Raw genomic sequence first — 16,334 nt, 5'->3', positions numbered from 1 at the left:
ATATTTCTATTCGCTCTAGCAGGATCCTGTGTTGTACTTAAAAGTGAGGAAACCCTAACGCTAGCCGTTTCCTTGGGAGGTACAACACTTGAGCAAACTTGGAATTGTCGCGATCGGACGGAATGAAGGCGATCGCTTGCAGCAATGCCTGCAATCTGTCGTAGGCCGCGCTGCACAAGTAATCTATGTAGATTCTGGTTCTACCGATGCCAGTGTAGAACTGGCGCGATCGCTGGGTGTCAACGTTGTTGAGTTAGATTTATCCATTCCTTTTACAGCCGCCCGTGCTCGTAATGCTGGTCTGGCTCGTCTGCTGGAAATTGCTCCTGACCTGAATTATGTCCAATTCGTTGATGGCGATTGTGAAGTCGTTGAGGGTTGGTTAGAGCAGGCTCAAAAAGTACTCAATACTCAACCCGATGTGGTTGTCGTTTGTGGCCGGCGGCGAGAACGTTACCCAGAAGCGTCTATCTACAATCACCTCTGTGATCTGGAATGGGATACCCCGATCGGAGAAGCTAAAGCCTGTGGAGGCGACGCAATGATGCGAATTTCAGCCCTCCAGGCGGTTGGTGGCTATAATCCTTACCTGATTGCTGGGGAAGAACCAGAACTGTGCGTTCGACTTCGCCAAAAGGGAGGTAAAATTCTCCGGATTAATGCCGAAATGACTTTGCATGATGCCCAAATGACGCGCTTCGGACAATGGTGGAAGCGTTCTGTACGAGCGGGATATGCTTATGCCGAAGGTTCCTGGTTACACGGAGCGCCTCCAGAATGCCACTGGGTCAAAGAAAGCCGGAGTATTCGTCTTTGGGGACTGATAATTCCAGCGCTCCTACTGACAACTGCGATTCCCACCCATGGATTCAGTCTATTGCTACTAGCAGGCTATCCCCTGATGGCCTATCGAGCTTACCGATTTGCCCATCGATCAGGGCGAACCAGAATCGAGGCATGGTTATTTGGACTGGCTTGTGCTCTAGCCAAGTTTCCTCAAGCACAAGGGCAAGTGAGATTCTATTGGGGCAAGCTGTTCAGGCGACCTTCTCGCTTAATCGAATACAATACCTCAACGTCTAAATCGAATAAGCCAGTCATTGATTTTTGAACAGCGCTTGATAAAGGTTCTCATTTCTGTGAATTGCTGATAAAGCAGAAATGAATTTCCTGTCTCTCAACTTACTATGAAGACATCTGAGACTGTCCGTGGTGAACAATTCTCAGACTTGGTTTGAATATGAAGCCTTGGTTAGCTCTTCAGAAATGGAGGGTACTCTAGTGAAGCTAAGGACATTCGTCAGGGTAAACTTTTATACTGAAAAACTTCAGGAAAAATGGCCAGGTACACTTTGGGTGCAATTTTGTTACAGGAAGGCTTAATTACTAAAAGCCAACTGTATAGTGCCCTTGAAAAGCAGCAACAGCAGGCTGAAACTGTTGGATGGCAACTACTTGGTGAGATGCTTGTAAAGTCCAAGTTAATCTCTAAAGGAGAACTTAAAGGGGTACTAGAAAGACAAGCTAGCCTTCATAACCTGAAACTTTTTAGTGTTTTGAGTCATTCCTCTCTACACAGTCGGTTTAAACGAACTCTGAATATTGTAGGCGCGATCACAGGACTTTTTACCCTGCTCATTCTCTTGCCCCTCCTCGCCCCAGCCATATATCTTAGTTCACCGAGGCCAGTTTTTGTCACCCAGCCAAGAGTGGGGTTACGGGGAAAACATTTTCTGCTTTGGCGATTTCGCACAGCCTCCCCTCATGCAGAAAGACAAAGACTGAAGCTGGCCTACCAAAAAGGTAATAAGCTTTTTGATCAAGCTCATGAACCCTTAATCACACCAATTGGTAAACTTCTCAGGTATTTTTATTTAGACGAACTCCCCCAGTTCTACAACATCCTGAAAGGTGACATGAGCCTGGTAGGTACACGCCCCCCTACCTTGGGTGAGGTTAGTTTTATACCCGAGGAGATTGGCAACGATTAGCGGTAAAACCTGGTTTAACAGGTTTGTGGCAGACCAATCAACGAAAGTATGAAATGAACTTTGAAGAAATTCTTGAAATGGATTTTGCGTACATTGATGGATAGAGCTGTCGTTTAGATCTTATGATTCTCACCAGTATATTCTTTCATGTTTTATTCGGCTCAAGGCGCGATCGTCGCAGGCTCTTTCATTCTAAGGGCTTTAATAACCAGGTTAAAATTTTGAATGTACCATTTGATAATCTGTCAGTAGTGCAGTTTCTAGAAACGCTGAAGAGTGGTGTGGTATTTACTCCTAACGTGGATCACCTGATGAAACTTCAACGGGATCCAGAATTTTTCAAAATTTATCTCAACGCTGACTATAGAGTATGTGATAGTCAAATCCTAATATATGCATCTCGCTTCCTTGGAACTCCTCTCAAAGAAAAAATATCTGGCTCTGATTTCTTTCCTCTCTTCTGCCGATTTCACAGAAACAATGAAGACATTACCATCTTTCTGCTTGGAGGTGCTCAAGGAGTTGCAGACAGAGCAAGAGCCAGAATTAACGCTAAGATTGGGCGAGATATCGTAGTGGGTGCTTACTCTCCTTCTTTTGGATTTGAGAAGAACGAGCAGGAATGCCTGGAAATTATTGAAATGGTTAATCAGTCTAAAGCAACTGTTTTAGCTATAGGAGTTGGTGCTCCAAAACAGGAGAAGTGGATTGATAAATATAAAGACAAGTTCACCCATGTCAAAATCTTCTTCGCCGTAGGTGCAACTATTGACTTTGAAGCAGGAATTGTTCGACGTGCTCCTCGCTGGATGAGCAAAATGGGACTTGAGTGGCTCTTTAGAATTTACTCCGATCCCAAACGACTTTGGAAACGTTATTTGGTTGAAGATTTGCCCTTTTTCTGGCTACTGCTTAAACAAAAATTGGGAGTTTATCAGCCTCCTTCTTTCACATCTTGCAAAAAATCATCAATGGAGGATCGGTAGAACAAAATCAGGCTTTTGTAAAAGAACAAGGATAGAGAAAAAGATAATTGAGAATGGAAAAGACTTTATGTCCTCAATGATTTATGCCCGCTCAGGTGACATAGCATGCTCATAACTGGCATACGCCAGCTTGAATCGACCCAGTCGTTGCAATGCCCACCCCGAAATATCCATGCTTCTTGATCAGCTGGGTAAATGCCGATCGCCCGATCGCAACTTTCCAATGCCTCCTCATACCGCTCTAAGTAAATCAGCATGACGGCCCGAAATGTCCAGGTCTGGTAACTATCTGGTTCTAGTTCCAGTGCTTGCTCAAAACTGGCTAGAGCTTCTACATACCTGTTCAAGGTCGCCAAAGCCTCGCCCCGATGATACCAGGTCAACCAGTGATGTGGTCGCCAACGGATTGCCATATCGAACTCCGATACAGCTTCTTGATGAAAGCCATCTTTTGCCAGGGCTATTCCTCTTTGAGTGAGACGCTCAGCGACTCTCGTGTCACCTTCAACAGTGCTCAAAAGCTGCGATCGCATATTCATAAAAACCTTGACCAGGTTAGGGGATACAAGTTACTCAACCTGACGAAAACAACTCACATTTGGATCAATTGAATCAATCTGGAAAAAGCACCCACTTTCATAGCAATTTTCCAAACACACCTTCAGGGAAACGCACCTGCAACATTCACTACAGCTTTCACTTACTGCCACCACAGCTTTCACTTACTGCTTGAGAAAGCTTGTGCGTGATCCTAACAAGCTTCATGTTACTCTGACCTGAAATTGTAAACTTACGTTACATTAAACCAAGTCCAGCTAGAGAGCGGCCGTTTTCCTGTAAGAGAATCTACGGTTCTGGCCTTGGACAAGGTTTGACTTATCAGCCTGCTGAAGAATTCATGTTGAGATCAGGCTTAGAATAGATCGCCTGAAGCAATAGCCCCTGTAGAAAGACATAGTTGTTACATAGGAAGCTATGGACGTGATGATTGCATGAGGAGGGTGAGGATATGAAGAAGCAAACGATTGGACTGTTGTTTGGCGGATGTTCGGGTGAACATGAGGTTTCGATCGTATCGGCAAGGGCAATCGCTGGAGCCTTAACAGCGGCAGGTAACGCAGAAAAGTATCATTTAATACCGTTCTATATCCAGAAAGATGGCCTCTGGTGTGGGCAACAGATTGCTCAAGAAATTTTGCACTCAGGCAAGCCTCTCCAGATCACCAATTCTTCAACAGCAACGCTTGCGAGTAAAAGGTGGCAATTTCCAGCAGAGGTTGCCCAGGTAGATGTTTGGTTTCCGATCCTGCATGGGCCAAATGGAGAGGATGGCACAGTACAGGGCTTACTCAAACTCATGCAGGTTCCCTTCGTTGGGTCGGGCGTTTTAGGCTCTGCGGTGGGAATGGATAAAATTGCAATGAAGCAAATATTTGCTCAGGCCGGGTTGCCTCAAGTGAAGTATATAGCAGTGACACGATCGCAAATCTGGTCAAATCCCTGCATTTACTCAAAACTCTGCGATCAGATTGAAGCGACTCTCAGTTATCCCTGTTTTGTCAAACCTGCGAATTTAGGTTCCTCCGTCGGCATCTCCAAAGTCCGGAACCGGCATCAACTGGAAACAGCCCTGGATAATGCTGCCACCTACGATCGACGCTTAATTGTAGAAGCAGGGGTTGTCGCACGGGAAGTGGAGTGTGCCGTATTAGGCAATGATCAACCCAAAGCTTCTGTAGTAGGTGAAATCACTTACCAAAGTGACTTTTACGACTACGAAACCAAATACACCACAGGTAAAGCTGATTTGATTATTCCTGCCCTCCTCCCCCCCGCCATGACCGAACGAATCCGGGAACTGGCGCTTCAAGCTTTCCGGGCAATTGATGCATCGGGACTGGCACGGGTTGATTTTTTCTACATAGAATCAACTCAAGAAGTGTTCATTAACGAAATTAATACCTTACCCGGATTTACAGCCACCAGTATGTATCCAGAACTTTGGAAAGAGAGTGGTCTCTCCTTTGTGGAACTGGTCGATCAATTAGTTCAACTAGCATTGGAGCGACACGATGCAATCAAGCTGAACCCGGAAATTGCAGAATGATTTCGTTAATTCCAAAGATAATGGGGAATTCTATTACAAGAACATTAGTCTAAAGTTCCAGATATTACTTGTAACTAAAGTCACATCTTCCTAAGTTACCACTGACATCCTCAGAGTCTTGAGGATGTTTTCTATAAAGGGTTTCAGAGAACAGTAGGGCCTGTTTATTCATTTTTTATGAAGTGGGCCTCATTCACGTTGGTTGAGCAAAAGGTTTCAGGTTATAACGCTTAGTGGTTGCTCTTTATGCTCTCAAGCTCGAATTCATTTAAGGATTCCAGCAATGCTTTAATGAACGGTGGAATTAGAAGTCGAAGGAAATTGGAATGAACGTTCTGCCCACAGAAATCCCTGATGTCCTGATCATCGAACCTCGTGTCTTTGAGGACGATCGCGGTTTTTTCATGGAGAGCTACAACAGTAGAACGTTTGCTGAAAAAGCTGGAATCACTGAACAATTTGTTCAAGATAACCATTCTCGCTCCTGCAAAAACGTTTTGCGAGGTTTGCATTATCAGATTCAGCAGGCTCAAGGCAAGCTGGTGCGAGCTACGGTCGGCAGCATTTTTGATGTGGTGGTCGATATTCGCAAGCAGTCTCCCACTTTTGGGCAATGGGTGAGTTGCACGCTAACGGCTGAAAACAAACGATTGCTCTGGGTACCTGCAGGCTTTGCTCATGGATTCCTGGTTCTTTCAGATGTGGCAGAAGTGCTATACAAAACGACCGACTACTATGCACCGCAACATGAGCGTTGCATTCTTTGGAATGACCCTGATATCGCTATCGATTGGCCGTTGACAGAAGAACCAATTTTGTCATCCAAAGATAAGGCTGGCAAACCCTTTGGGATTGCAGAAGTTTTCTCTTAATACTCACTAAACCCGAACATTATCCTATGAAAGCACTCATCTTGAGCGGTGGTAAAGGTACCCGGTTACGGCCTCTTACCTATACGGGGGCCAAGCAACTAGTTCCAGTGGCTAATAAACCGATTCTATGGTACGGCATTGAATCCATTGTTGCAGCGGGCGTAACCGACATTGGCATTATTATTAGCCCGGAAACCGGAGAAGAAGTGAGGGCTAAGACAGGCAATGGCGATCGCTTTGGAGCCAACATCACCTATATTCTGCAAAATGAACCTGCAGGATTGGCCCATGCCGTCAAAATTGCCCGTCCCTTTTTGGGAGATTCGCCGTTCGTCATGTATTTAGGGGATAACCTGATTCAGAATGAACTGGGGCACTTCTTAACCGACTTTAAAGAGCAACACATGGATGCTTTGATCATGCTGCGTCCTGTACCCAACCCAACTGCGTTTGGGGTGGCTCAAGTCGATGCTCAAGGACGGGTATTGCATCTGGTGGAAAAACCTAAAGTTCCTCCCTCTAATTTAGCGCTAGTGGGAATTTATTTCTTTGCGAATACAATTCATGAGGCGATCGATCGTATCCAACCCTCGGCCCGTGGTGAGTTGGAAATTACGGATGCGATTCAGGATCTAATCAACCACCAGAGCCATGTCGAAGCTCGCCAGATTGAAGGGTGGTGGCTGGATACTGGGAAAAAAGATGATCTCCTGGAAGCCAACCAAATTGTTTTAGACACCTGCCTCCAGTCTGAAATATTAGGTGAAGTAGATAGCCAAAGTCAGATCTCCGGACGGGTGAAGATTGGTTCTGGCTCAAAACTGATCAGCTGCACCGTGCGGGGACCCGTGGTTATCGGTGAAGGTTGTCATTTAGAGAATTGCTTTATTGGCCCTTACAGTAGCATTGCGGATCAAGTAACCTTGATTGACGCGGATCTAGAACATAGCGTGATCTTAAAGGGGGCCAAAGTAGTTGGGATTCATCAACGAATTGTGGATAGTGTGGTTGGCCAACGGGCGCAGCTTAAATTAGCTCCCCAACGTCCCAAAGCCCTGCGGTTCATGATTGGCGATGATTCACAAATCGAACTGTCTTAGGGGGTGTTTGAAAAGCCCCGGTTTATACCCTTGATCTGTAAGGGCGTAGCATTCGGGTAACAGTTTTACGGTAGTTTTTAGGGATCTTTGGCCGAATGCCACGCCCCTACGTAGGGCGATTGCGACTTGTCAAACATCCTCTGAGGCAACAACCCTTGAATCGAAAAGTAGTCTTTTGATTTTATAAACCAAGTCCAGCTAGAGAACGGTCGTTTTCCTATTAGAGAAACTGCGGTTTTGAACTTGGACAAGGTCTACATCAAAAATCTATGTTGTTCAATCCAGAAACAATATGGACAGTCTGGATCTCCATTAACTAAACTCCTCAACTAAATACAATTAAACACGATCAAGCCAATTTTCATGACTTTTGAATATTTCAACAGACTTAGGGAATTCTAGAAATAGATGATTCGAGCATTTAGGGGCTTGCGCAAAAATAAAATTCCTACGATGCGTTACGTCTAGCGCCTAAGCGATCCTACCTTGGTGGTGCAGAAAACTCCTGAAACCCCTATAAATCAAGGATTCCCACCGAGACAGCGATCTTGAGTTTTATCGGGCGAACGAACGAGGGCAAGGGGTTTCAGGCGCTGTTTTGGTCGTTCAGGTTATCCATCATGAGACTCAAAAAAGTTTTCTGCACCACTCAGCCGATCCTACAGTCGGTACATTATTTAACGGCAAATCCCTTACCTGAGTTTCTGTCGAAAACTCTTAACTTTTCCTGTTTCTAAACTTATTCCTGACTGTTGATTGGAGTAACTGTATGAGTGCCATGAACTTAAAAGTTCTCATGATTGCTGAACAATGCAATCCCGATTGGGCCTCTGTGCCCCTGGTATGCTACAACTTCTATCGAGAAATCAGTCAGATTGTAGATGTTACTCTGGTTACTCACGAACGGAATAGGCAGGCATTTGAACAGTATCCTCAACATCAACCAATCTTTTACATTAGTGAAAGTCCTGCTATCAAGAAATATCATTCTCTGATTGAGAGAATCACTCATAAAGGAGTGATTAACTGGCCACTTTATAATGCTTTAGCTTATCCAGTTTACGCTGAGTTTAATCATCAGGCTTATCAGCTTTGTCAACAGGATGTCAAACAGGGAAAATACGATGTTGTCCATGCGATTACTCCGATGATGCCCAGGTATCCGGTTAAGCTAATTCAGGCATGTCGTCATACACCTCTATTACTAGGCCCAGTGAATGGGGGAGTTCCTTTTCCTAAGGGGTTTGAAGAAACTGCTAAAAAGGAAAAGGTATTCTGGAACTTTCTCAGACCTCTAGGTCGTCATCTGATTCCTGGCTACGTAGAAACGTATCAAAAAGCCGATCGTATTCTCTGTGGATCAACCTACACATTGAATATGTTGAAAGATCTTTTTGCGATCGCCGATCACCGGATTGAACTGTTATTTGAAAATGGCGTTACGAAAGAATTTTTGAAACATCCCAATAAGCGACAAGAAAATCAGAAAGTTGAGTTGCTGTTTGTGGGCCGATTGGTTCCTTACAAGGGAGCCGATATCCTGATTGAAGCGATCGCTCGGTTAGAGCCAGTCATCCAAAATCAAACCTTACTCACCATCATTGGGGATGGTTCTGAAAAAGAGGATTTACAGCAAAGAGTACAAACTCTGAACCTGACCAATATGGTGAAGTTCACAGGTTGGATTAAACAACAGGACACGCTGGAATATTACAGCAAATCAGATATCTTCTGTTTCCCCTCAATTCGCGAATTTGGTGGGGCGGTGGTTATGGAAGCAATGGCTTGTGGGCTTCCCTGTATCGTTGTTAACAATGGTGGCATTGGGGAGTATGTGACCGATGAAACCGGATTCAGGCTAGAACCCATTTCCAGGGAGTACCTGATTCAAGAAATGGCCAACAAAATTACGCTGCTAGTTCAAGACCCGGAGTTGAGAAAAGCAATGTCCATTCAGGCAACTCAAAAAGCACAAGCATTTGAATGGAGCACTAAAGCAAGAAGAATTGTAGAAATTTACCAAGAATTAATCGACTTTAAAAAATCTGTAATTTGAAGCAGGATTTTTCTTAAATTATTTTTGGATTCGATGAAGTAGGGGACATTGGCTTGATTTCCATTTACCCTTTTGTTGGGTACTCTTCTCTATCCGGTTGTCCTCTGAATGTAAATAGGTAAAATTAATGACCTCTGTAGAACTCCAATCCTTAAGCAAACAGCGCAGGCTTCTCGTGACGGGTGGAGCCGGATTTATTGGTTCCAACTTTACCCATTACTGGTGTCAGCATTATCCCAACGATCGTGTCATCGTCCTAGATGCTCTGACCTATGCTGGAAATCGGCGCACACTGGTTCCCCTAGATTCCCATGCCAATTTTCGATTCGTTCAAGGAGACATTTGCGATCGTCCTTTGATCGATGCCCTACTGCAAGAAGAGGCCATTGATACAGTAGTGCATTTTGCAGCAGAATCTCATGTAGACCGATCCATTCTTGGCCCCGATGCCTTTGTCAGAACCAATGTGGTGGGCACATTTACGTTGCTGGAAGCCTTCCGTCAACATTGGATGTCTAGTGATCGTCCAGAGGATTATCGTTTCCACCATGTTTCCACCGATGAGGTTTATGGCAGCTTAGGCCCCCATGATCCGGCTTTTTCTGAAACGACTCCCTACGCGCCTAACAGTCCCTACTCAGCCTCTAAAGCCGGCAGTGACCATCTGGTGCGGGCTTATTACCATACCTACGGGATGCCCACGACGATGACCAACTGCTCTAATAACTATGGGCCTTACCACTTCCCAGAAAAGTTGATTCCCTTGATGTGCATTAACATCCTGATGGGTAAACCGCTTCCCGTTTATGGCGATGGTCAGAATGTGCGGGACTGGCTATATGTCGAAGATCACTGTAGTGCGATCGATGCTGTACTGCGGCGGGGCAAAGTCGGTGAAACTTACAACGTTGGGGGCAACAACGAAGTTAAAAACATTGATCTGGTGCAAATGCTGTGTGCCTTGATGAACGAGATGGCTCCTAACTTACCTGTGAAACCCGCAGAAAGCCTGATTACATTTGTCAAAGATCGCCCAGGGCACGATCGTCGCTATGCGATTAACTCTTCTAAATTGCAAACGGAACTGGGCTGGACTCCTTCCGTCACTGTACAAGAAGGCTTGCGGCTGACCGTTCAGTGGTTTTTGAGCCATGAGGACTGGTGGCGCCCCTTGTTGTCTGAAGAGTATCAAACTTACTATAACAAGGTATATGCTTAATCCATTAAGGTAGAAATAAAAAGCCAGAGGGCAGAAGTAAAGACAAAGACCTGACTACTTCTGCCTTTGAGCCAACCCTTCGACTGGTGTGTAAATTAACGAATTGCAATGGTCATAGGTCAACTTAGCCCAATTAGAACCTTCACTCTGCCAGTCATTGTGTCGAGGGGGTTTATCCATTATTACCTAGGCAACTAATCGTTCCAGGTAGCGTTCGATGAGGAGAATAGCGACGATATCATCAATCGGCCTGGGAATCGTGCGGAAGGATTGGGGAATCAGCTGCATCAGACCCGTAGGAGGATACATTTGCCAGTAGCGATCACGAGCTTCTAGGCTACTGTTGCGCTCATCCACCATTACAACCCGCATTGGTTCTGGTAAATCGGTATCCAACTTTTGCCGCCAATCTCGCGCTGTAGTTTGATCTCCCATTACGATCAAGGAAATGGGAAACTTGCGTTGCAATTGCTGAATAGTATTGATCGCATCATCCGAGTTGACTACATCCTGATAGCGGACGATGCGATCAACACCAAGAATTGCCAGACCGCATTTAGAGCGACCTGGATCGAAACCCAAAATAACGGGTTGATCTGGAGGAGAAATGGACATTGGCATCAATCCACTGCCCTAGTGTCAAAGTTGAAGCAGAGAGAAGCGTGACTAGCGTCCCATGCCATTGCCACGACCACCACCCCCCTCTCTGGGTTTGGCCTTGTTCACCTTGAGTTCCCGACCGAGCCATTCCGCGCCATCCAGTTCCGCGATCGCAGCATCCTCTTCGGTTTCATTTTCCATGTCAACGAAAGCAAAGCCACGCTTTCTTCCGGTTTCGCGGTCTGTTGGCAGACTTACGCGATTGACTTTGCCATATTCGGCAAACACTTCCCGGATATCTTCTTCCTCTGCCTGAAATGACAGATTGCCAATGTAAATAGTCACACTCTTCTCCAAACCATTTTGGGGGGCTAATTCCGAGCCAGCGAGCAGTGCGACCTCAAGCAACTGCTGGATAGCTAACTCGAAAAGCATTTGTCGATAATTATAGCCGAAACTTTAAAAAAGGAGCATATCCTTGTCACTCTGTCTAGCCACCAATGGGTCAAAGTTTAAGGGAGTATTAATATAAGGTCAGAAATTTTGCTGGGTATAGGCAACATCAATGAGTGAATTAGCCGAGTGCTGCCAAGACACCGTATGATCAAAAGAAATTTAGACAGGCAAAGATTAAGCAAACGCGAACGTTAAGATTAAGAATTTAAAATCAAAACTCAGAACAACTTTGAGGTCAAACGCTGAATGGATACCAAGGCTTTCAAGCGATCGCTGAACAGTTCTCAAAACTATCACCGCAAGGGGTTTGGGCATGATGCCGAAGTGTCCGACCAAATGCAGTCAGAATACCAGAGTGGCTTGATCCAGCAAATTCGGGAAAACAACTTTACCCTTATCCGAGGAGAGGTAACCATCCGACTGGCAGAAGCATTTGGGTTTTGCTGGGGAGTAGAACGGGCCGTGGCAATGGCCTATGAAACCCGCACCCATTTTCCTAAAGAACGTATTTGGATTACCAATGAAATCATTCACAACCCATCAGTGAATCAACGACTGCGAGAGATGAACGTAAATTTTATTGCCATTAAAAATGGCCAAAAAGATTTTTCCGTTGTTGAGAGTGGGGATGTGGTGATCTTGCCTGCCTTTGGAGCCAGTGTGCAGGAAATGCAATATCTCAACGACCAGGGCTGCACGATCGTGGATACTACCTGTCCCTGGGTTTCCAAAGTCTGGAATACGGTGGAGAAGCACAAGAAAGGCAGCTTTACCTCGATCATTCATGGCAAGTACAATCATGAAGAAACGATCGCCACCAGCTCCTTTGCGGGTACATACGTGATTGTGTTGAACCTGAGAGAAGCAGAATATGTCGCCGATTACATCCTGAATGGGGGCGATCGGGATGAGTTCATGGCGAAATTTCAAAAAGCCTGTTCCGCTGGCTTTGATCCCGATCGAGATCTGGAGCGCGTCGGGATCGCCAACCAGACCACGATGTTGAAGGGCGAGACGGAGCAGATCGGTAAACTGCTAGAACATACCATGATGCGGAAATATGGCCCTGCTCAGCTAAATCAGCATTTCCTGAGTTTCAATACCATTTGTGATGCCACTCAGGAACGCCAGGATGCCATGTTGGACTTAGTCGAAGAGTCATTGGATCTGATGGTCGTGATCGGTGGCTACAACTCATCAAATACCACCCACTTACAGGAGATTGCGATCGAGCGCGGCATTCCGTCCTACCACATTGACAGTGCCGATCGCCTAGGGCCAGGGAATCGCGTTCAGCATAAACCCCTGAATCAGGATTTAGAGGTGACTGAAAACTGGCTTCCCGATGGCCCAGTTACCATTGGAGTCACGTCCGGTGCTTCTACGCCCGATAAAGTGGTCGAAGCAGTGCTGGAGAAAATCTTTGAACTGAAGGCATGTCCCGTCCTGAAATAGTGGAAAATCTATAGCTTTTAGCAAATTGCAGCCTATTCTCTCCTTTGTCAGAAGGTTGAACAGCAGAGGATGAAGTACGATAGTCCTCAGTTCTTTTCTGTCCTCTACCTTCAAAAGTCAAGCTATGGTCGTCACAGTTATTGCGGCAAATTTTCTCTTGGGACTGGCCTGCTTGGTTACTGCTTGGGGGCTATGGCAAATCAAACGCAGGATTATCAGATTCACTCAGCTGATGCAGGGGGCCGAACAGTACCTGCATAGAAAACTGGAACCTGCTCCAGCGGCAATTAAAAAAGGGCAAGTTGGCACGTATCGCTTGCGACAGAAGTACCACCATCTGGAGATGAAGTTGCAACAGATGCGACAGTTAATGTCGTTCTTAAGTTTGCTCCAACTGTTGTGGCGCTGGTATCCTGGTGCGCCAAAGGTAAAATCTTCTAAACGAACGGCCTTTAACCTCCGATAAGTAGCTGGTACAGTAATAGAGCAATGGCAGGGTTTGTGTTATTGATTTTGAGTAGGGGAAGCGGTTAGATCATGTCAAACAATCGTTCTGGAGCTTTTTTGGGGGGGTTGCTGTTAGGGGCTACGATCGGCACGATCGCTGGAATTTTAATGGCTCCCCGGGCTGGACGCGAAACCCGCCAGTTTTTGAAAAAGTCAGCCGATGCCCTCCCGGAACTGGCTGAGGACTTGTCAACCAGTGTGCAACTCCAGGCCGATCGTCTCTCGGAAACAGCGATTAAAAACTGGGACAGCACGCTAGGACGGCTGAAAGAAGCCATTGCTGCCGGACTGGAAGCCACTCAACGGGAGCAGGAACTGCTGGATGAAGCCGAGGCTGACCTGTCTGTCAATGCATCACCCGCTACCCACGATAACTTGCTCTAGGCATTGATGCTGTGATTGACCCGTTATTCTGGCTGGTTCTATCTCTGCTGTTCGTCACCGTTAGCCTGACGATCACACTCGTGATAGCAATTCCTACTCTGAAGGAAGTTGCCAGAGCTGCCCGGAGTGCTCACAAACTGTTTGAAACCTTGCAACGGGAGTTCCCACCAACGCTGGAAGCGATTCGTTTAACGGGTTTAGAAATTAGCGACCTGACAGACGACCTGAGCGAGGGTGTGCAAAGTGCCGGAAATATCGTGAAGCAGGTAGACCAGAGTTTAGCAGGTGCTCGCAAACAAGCCCGCAAAGTGCAGCATGGGACTCGCAGTCTGTTCACAGGTTTCAAAGCGGCCTGGAAAACCTTTACCCGGCCCCAATCTAGTCGGCGATCGGGGTCTCCTGTGCCTGCTCCGGTGGAAAAACGCCTCCCACCAGTCAGTGCCAATCACGAAGAATCATTAGACTCGCTCACAAAATTACCCGATTCCCAATGGACTGATCTGGAAGAGGTTCCTCATACTCCCGACACTCAACCGCTGGCTCCGTCTCTGGTGGCTGAAGAGACATCTGATCCCCGCTTGCTGTCTCAAGACCGAGAAATTAACCGATGACTTCTCCTCCAATTCAATGGTATCCCGGCCACATAGCCAAAGCTGAAAAGGCTCTTCAGGAGCAGTTGAAAAAAGTGGATGTGGTGCTGGAAGTGCGGGATGCCCGGATTCCATTAGCCACCCAGCATCCCCAAGTAAAGCAGTGGATTGGCAGTAAGGAGCGCGTGCTGGTACTGAACCGGATGGACATGATTTCAGAACAGACGCGGCAGCAGTGGGGGAACTGGTTTCGGCAGCAGGGCGAAGCGCCTTACTACACAGATGCTCAACACGGAAAGGGGATTGAGGCCGTGATCAAAGCTGCTCAGGCAGTAGGTGCAAAAGTCAATCAACGGCGGCACGATCGCGGCATGCTCCCCCGTCCTGTCCGAGCCGTTGTCGTGGGCTTTCCTAATGTTGGCAAATCGGCGTTGATTAATCGCTTACTGAAACGACGAGTAGTAGACAGTGCCCGTCGTCCCGGTGTCACCCGGCAACTGCGTTGGATTCGCATCTCTGACCAGATTGAATTATTGGATGCTCCTGGTGTGCTGCCCTCGAAGCTGACCGATCAGGATGCCGCCCTCAAACTGGCTATCTGTGACGACATTGGAGAAGCCGCCTACGACACTCAACGAGTAGCCGCCACGCTGGTGGATCTATTGACCGATTTGCAGGTAGCTTCTGCCCTGGAAACTCGCTATACCTGGCCTGTTGGCGATCGCACCGGGGAAGCCTACTTGCATTTCCTGGCGGAAGAGCGCTATCAGGGAGACGTGGAACGCACCGCCCGCCAGCTTTTGGATGATTTCAGAGTCGGGCAACTGGGACCAATCGCCCTGGAAGTACCACCTGAGCTAGGAGGAGAGTGAGAAAATTTGGGGTTTGCGATTTTGGATTTACGATTTTGATGACCAATTCAAAAGCCAAAATCGTAAATCCAAAATGTCCTAATCAGATTAAGAAACTTGATTAGGATCGCTGTCTTGCGATCGTAATTACTCCAGTGGCTTGGCCAACTGTTGTTCTGCCTGTTTCGCCCGTTACCGTTCCTGTTTTGCAAGTTGTTTTGCCTCTTGACGAGCCTGCTCCGCCTCTTGATAATTCAACAGTTTTGTTCCGGTTTGCAGATCAAATAAGAAAGAGTAAGAGAGAGTTGCATGGCTGACAAGCACGGATGACCGCATTTCGTCCAGGGTAGTCTCCTCCACTACTCAGAATGCCTAATCGCTTTACTGAAGTCATCGCAGTTCGACTTGAGATTCTTGCTCTAACCAGTCAAAAATACGACTTAGTTGAGTAGTGCTGACAAGTCCATACTGCCAGAGGATAATAGGAAGCAGTCCAGGAGTGTGTTCTGTTCGCCGAGCCGCCAGTTGCAGATCGGAACTTGGGATTGCCAACTCGTCTTGTAAGAAGTGCATGAGCCGGGCCAGTTTTGTCGGTTCCATACCTGTCCCCTCTGACTCGCCAACACCTAGAAAGTAGGAGAAAAATCTGAGGAAATTGTGAGGGTAGCCTGATATCTTTACAAGATTCTCAGATTCATTGCCTAGAGTAAGAGCATCAAAGAGCTTCAAACCTATTCATGACTCCCTAGTCAGAAAATTACATTAAATAATCAACCCCTTTTTAAGAAAAGTTTCATGAAGTTTCTGTAAAGATTCATTCACCTAATCCTTGCTTTCAGTGTAACTACATAGAATTTGAGTGGACTTTCCAGAAGCTTCGAGAATACTACTATCTTTGTAGATTTCTCGAAGCTTTTGGAAGGGGCTTAAACCAAGTCCAAGTAGAGAACGGTCATTTTCCGATCAGAGAAGCTACAGTTCTGGACTTGGATCAGGCTTAATTTTCCGGGTGCATTACCAAAATTTAGGATCTGGCCATCTACCAATGGTGCTCTCCCGGGTTTGTATCTTTATGTAACAACCTGCTGTTGTCGTTTCGGTTCTCTTAACTATTGAGGGGTTCGGGGAGCTATAAGTCCCGCGCTGTATGCGAAGCCTCA

Annotated in this window: 18 protein-coding genes; 14 read left to right on the top strand and 4 right to left on the bottom strand. The window is 46.4% G+C overall.

The annotated features are described in order from the left end of the window. Nucleotides 1-88: 88 nt before the first annotated feature. The 4 genes from ACUVQO_RS18655 (at nucleotide 89) to ACUVQO_RS18640 (ending at nucleotide 2,977) form a co-directional block, all read left to right on the top strand. Nucleotides 89-1,111, top strand: a complete 1,023-nt coding sequence (locus tag ACUVQO_RS18655) for a glycosyltransferase (RefSeq protein ID WP_445927334.1) — start codon at nucleotides 89-91, stop codon at nucleotides 1,109-1,111. Between the two features lie 226 nt (nucleotides 1,112-1,337). Further along, nucleotides 1,338-1,991, top strand: coding sequence for a sugar transferase (locus ACUVQO_RS18650; protein WP_445927333.1), 654 nt, complete (start codon nucleotides 1,338-1,340; stop codon nucleotides 1,989-1,991). A 23-nt stretch (nucleotides 1,992-2,014) separates the two neighbouring features. Continuing rightward, nucleotides 2,015-2,095 carry a hypothetical protein gene (locus ACUVQO_RS18645; RefSeq protein ID WP_445927335.1) on the top strand — a complete coding sequence of 27 codons (81 nt, stop codon included), beginning with the start codon at nucleotides 2,015-2,017 and terminating at the stop codon, nucleotides 2,093-2,095. 18 nt (nucleotides 2,096-2,113) lie between these two features. After that, nucleotides 2,114-2,977, top strand: a complete 864-nt coding sequence (locus ACUVQO_RS18640; RefSeq protein WP_445927332.1) for a WecB/TagA/CpsF family glycosyltransferase — start codon at nucleotides 2,114-2,116, stop codon at nucleotides 2,975-2,977. Nucleotides 2,978-3,042: 65 nt separating this feature from the next. Here the strand turns inward: ACUVQO_RS18640 and ACUVQO_RS18635 are convergent, their stop codons facing one another. Further along, a complete protein-coding gene (locus ACUVQO_RS18635) occupies nucleotides 3,043-3,516 on the bottom strand; it encodes a tetratricopeptide repeat protein (RefSeq protein WP_445927331.1) in 474 nt (157 codons plus the stop codon). A 470-nt stretch (nucleotides 3,517-3,986) separates the two neighbouring features. On the opposite strand from ACUVQO_RS18635, the gene ACUVQO_RS18630 reads away from it, so the two are divergent. The 5 genes from ACUVQO_RS18630 (at nucleotide 3,987) to rfbB (ending at nucleotide 10,331) form a co-directional block, all read left to right on the top strand. Further along, nucleotides 3,987-5,084, top strand: a complete 1,098-nt coding sequence (locus ACUVQO_RS18630; protein WP_445927330.1) for a D-alanine--D-alanine ligase family protein — start codon at nucleotides 3,987-3,989, stop codon at nucleotides 5,082-5,084. 326 nt (nucleotides 5,085-5,410) lie between these two features. Further along, the gene (rfbC, locus tag ACUVQO_RS18625) at nucleotides 5,411-5,956 is read left to right on the top strand and encodes a dTDP-4-dehydrorhamnose 3,5-epimerase (RefSeq protein WP_445927329.1); all 546 of its coding nucleotides are present in this window, start codon (nucleotides 5,411-5,413) and stop codon (nucleotides 5,954-5,956) included. A 26-nt stretch (nucleotides 5,957-5,982) separates the two neighbouring features. Continuing rightward, nucleotides 5,983-7,056 (top strand): glucose-1-phosphate thymidylyltransferase, encoded by a 1,074-nt coding sequence (locus ACUVQO_RS18620; RefSeq protein WP_445927328.1) that lies wholly within the window; start codon nucleotides 5,983-5,985, stop codon nucleotides 7,054-7,056. Nucleotides 7,057-7,825: 769 nt separating this feature from the next. Next, nucleotides 7,826-9,112 (top strand): glycosyltransferase family 4 protein, encoded by a 1,287-nt coding sequence (locus ACUVQO_RS18615; RefSeq protein WP_445927327.1) that lies wholly within the window; start codon nucleotides 7,826-7,828, stop codon nucleotides 9,110-9,112. Between the two features lie 127 nt (nucleotides 9,113-9,239). Continuing rightward, a complete protein-coding gene (gene rfbB / locus ACUVQO_RS18610; protein WP_445927326.1) occupies nucleotides 9,240-10,331 on the top strand; it encodes a dTDP-glucose 4,6-dehydratase in 1,092 nt (363 codons plus the stop codon). Nucleotides 10,332-10,517: 186 nt separating this feature from the next. On the opposite strand, the gene ACUVQO_RS18605 is transcribed toward rfbB, so the two are convergent. Both ACUVQO_RS18605 and ACUVQO_RS18600 read right to left on the bottom strand, forming a co-directional pair. Further along, on the bottom strand, nucleotides 10,518-10,946 hold the full coding sequence (locus ACUVQO_RS18605; protein WP_445927325.1) for a pre-16S rRNA-processing nuclease YqgF: 429 nt from the start codon (nucleotides 10,944-10,946) through the stop codon (nucleotides 10,518-10,520). A gap of 51 nt (nucleotides 10,947-10,997) precedes the next feature. Beyond that, nucleotides 10,998-11,276 carry an RNA recognition motif domain-containing protein gene (locus ACUVQO_RS18600; RefSeq protein WP_445927324.1) on the bottom strand — a complete coding sequence of 93 codons (279 nt, stop codon included), beginning with the start codon at nucleotides 11,274-11,276 and terminating at the stop codon, nucleotides 10,998-11,000. A gap of 357 nt (nucleotides 11,277-11,633) precedes the next feature. Here ACUVQO_RS18600 and ACUVQO_RS18595 point away from each other — a divergent pair, with 357 nt between their 5' ends. From ACUVQO_RS18595 to ylqF, 5 genes are all read left to right on the top strand, one after another. Then, nucleotides 11,634-12,842 carry a 4-hydroxy-3-methylbut-2-enyl diphosphate reductase gene (locus ACUVQO_RS18595; protein ID WP_445927323.1) on the top strand — a complete coding sequence of 403 codons (1,209 nt, stop codon included), beginning with the start codon at nucleotides 11,634-11,636 and terminating at the stop codon, nucleotides 12,840-12,842. Nucleotides 12,843-13,074: 232 nt separating this feature from the next. Next, nucleotides 13,075-13,308, top strand: a complete 234-nt coding sequence (locus tag ACUVQO_RS18590) for a hypothetical protein (RefSeq protein ID WP_445927322.1) — start codon at nucleotides 13,075-13,077, stop codon at nucleotides 13,306-13,308. Between the two features lie 71 nt (nucleotides 13,309-13,379). Further along, the gene (locus tag ACUVQO_RS18585) at nucleotides 13,380-13,733 is read left to right on the top strand and encodes a YtxH domain-containing protein (RefSeq protein WP_445927321.1); all 354 of its coding nucleotides are present in this window, start codon (nucleotides 13,380-13,382) and stop codon (nucleotides 13,731-13,733) included. 11 nt (nucleotides 13,734-13,744) lie between these two features. Then, on the top strand, nucleotides 13,745-14,344 hold the full coding sequence (locus ACUVQO_RS18580; RefSeq protein ID WP_445927320.1) for a DUF948 domain-containing protein: 600 nt from the start codon (nucleotides 13,745-13,747) through the stop codon (nucleotides 14,342-14,344). After that, entirely contained in the window at nucleotides 14,341-15,195 is an 855-nt protein-coding gene (ylqF, locus tag ACUVQO_RS18575) for a ribosome biogenesis GTPase YlqF (RefSeq protein ID WP_445927319.1), read from the top strand. The genes ACUVQO_RS18580 and ylqF overlap by 4 nt, the downstream gene beginning before the upstream one ends. A 369-nt stretch (nucleotides 15,196-15,564) precedes the next feature. On the opposite strand, the gene ACUVQO_RS18570 is transcribed toward ylqF, so the two are convergent. Then, complete coding sequence (locus ACUVQO_RS18570; RefSeq protein ID WP_445927318.1) at nucleotides 15,565-15,774, bottom strand: DUF2949 domain-containing protein; 210 nt, start codon at nucleotides 15,772-15,774, stop codon at nucleotides 15,565-15,567. Nucleotides 15,775-16,334: the final 560 nt, after the last annotated feature.

The sequence above is a fragment of the Leptodesmis sp. genome (assembly GCF_052746595.1).
This window is presented reverse-complemented; position numbering and strand designations above follow the sequence as displayed.

Bases quoted from the DNA above. Each gene is read 5' to 3' on its own strand.
- ACUVQO_RS18650 (WP_445927333.1), top strand. From the start codon at position 1,338: ATGGCCAGGTACACTTTGGGTGCAATTTTGTTACAGGAAGGCTTAATT.
- ACUVQO_RS18640 (WP_445927332.1), top strand. From the start codon at position 2,114: ATGATTCTCACCAGTATATTCTTTCATGTTTTATTCGGCTCAAGGCGC.
- ACUVQO_RS18635 (WP_445927331.1), bottom strand. From the start codon at position 3,516: ATGAATATGCGATCGCAGCTTTTGAGCACTGTTGAAGGTGACACGAGA.
- ACUVQO_RS18630 (WP_445927330.1), top strand. From the start codon at position 3,987: ATGAAGAAGCAAACGATTGGACTGTTGTTTGGCGGATGTTCGGGTGAA.
- rfbC (WP_445927329.1), top strand. From the start codon at position 5,411: ATGAACGTTCTGCCCACAGAAATCCCTGATGTCCTGATCATCGAACCT.
- ACUVQO_RS18620 (WP_445927328.1), top strand. From the start codon at position 5,983: ATGAAAGCACTCATCTTGAGCGGTGGTAAAGGTACCCGGTTACGGCCT.
- ACUVQO_RS18615 (WP_445927327.1), top strand. From the start codon at position 7,826: ATGAGTGCCATGAACTTAAAAGTTCTCATGATTGCTGAACAATGCAAT.
- rfbB (WP_445927326.1), top strand. From the start codon at position 9,240: ATGACCTCTGTAGAACTCCAATCCTTAAGCAAACAGCGCAGGCTTCTC.
- ACUVQO_RS18605 (WP_445927325.1), bottom strand. From the start codon at position 10,946: ATGTCCATTTCTCCTCCAGATCAACCCGTTATTTTGGGTTTCGATCCA.
- ACUVQO_RS18595 (WP_445927323.1), top strand. From the start codon at position 11,634: ATGGATACCAAGGCTTTCAAGCGATCGCTGAACAGTTCTCAAAACTAT.
- ACUVQO_RS18590 (WP_445927322.1), top strand. From the start codon at position 13,075: ATGCAGGGGGCCGAACAGTACCTGCATAGAAAACTGGAACCTGCTCCA.
- ACUVQO_RS18585 (WP_445927321.1), top strand. From the start codon at position 13,380: ATGTCAAACAATCGTTCTGGAGCTTTTTTGGGGGGGTTGCTGTTAGGG.
- ylqF (WP_445927319.1), top strand. From the start codon at position 14,341: ATGACTTCTCCTCCAATTCAATGGTATCCCGGCCACATAGCCAAAGCT.
- ACUVQO_RS18570 (WP_445927318.1), bottom strand. From the start codon at position 15,774: ATGGAACCGACAAAACTGGCCCGGCTCATGCACTTCTTACAAGACGAG.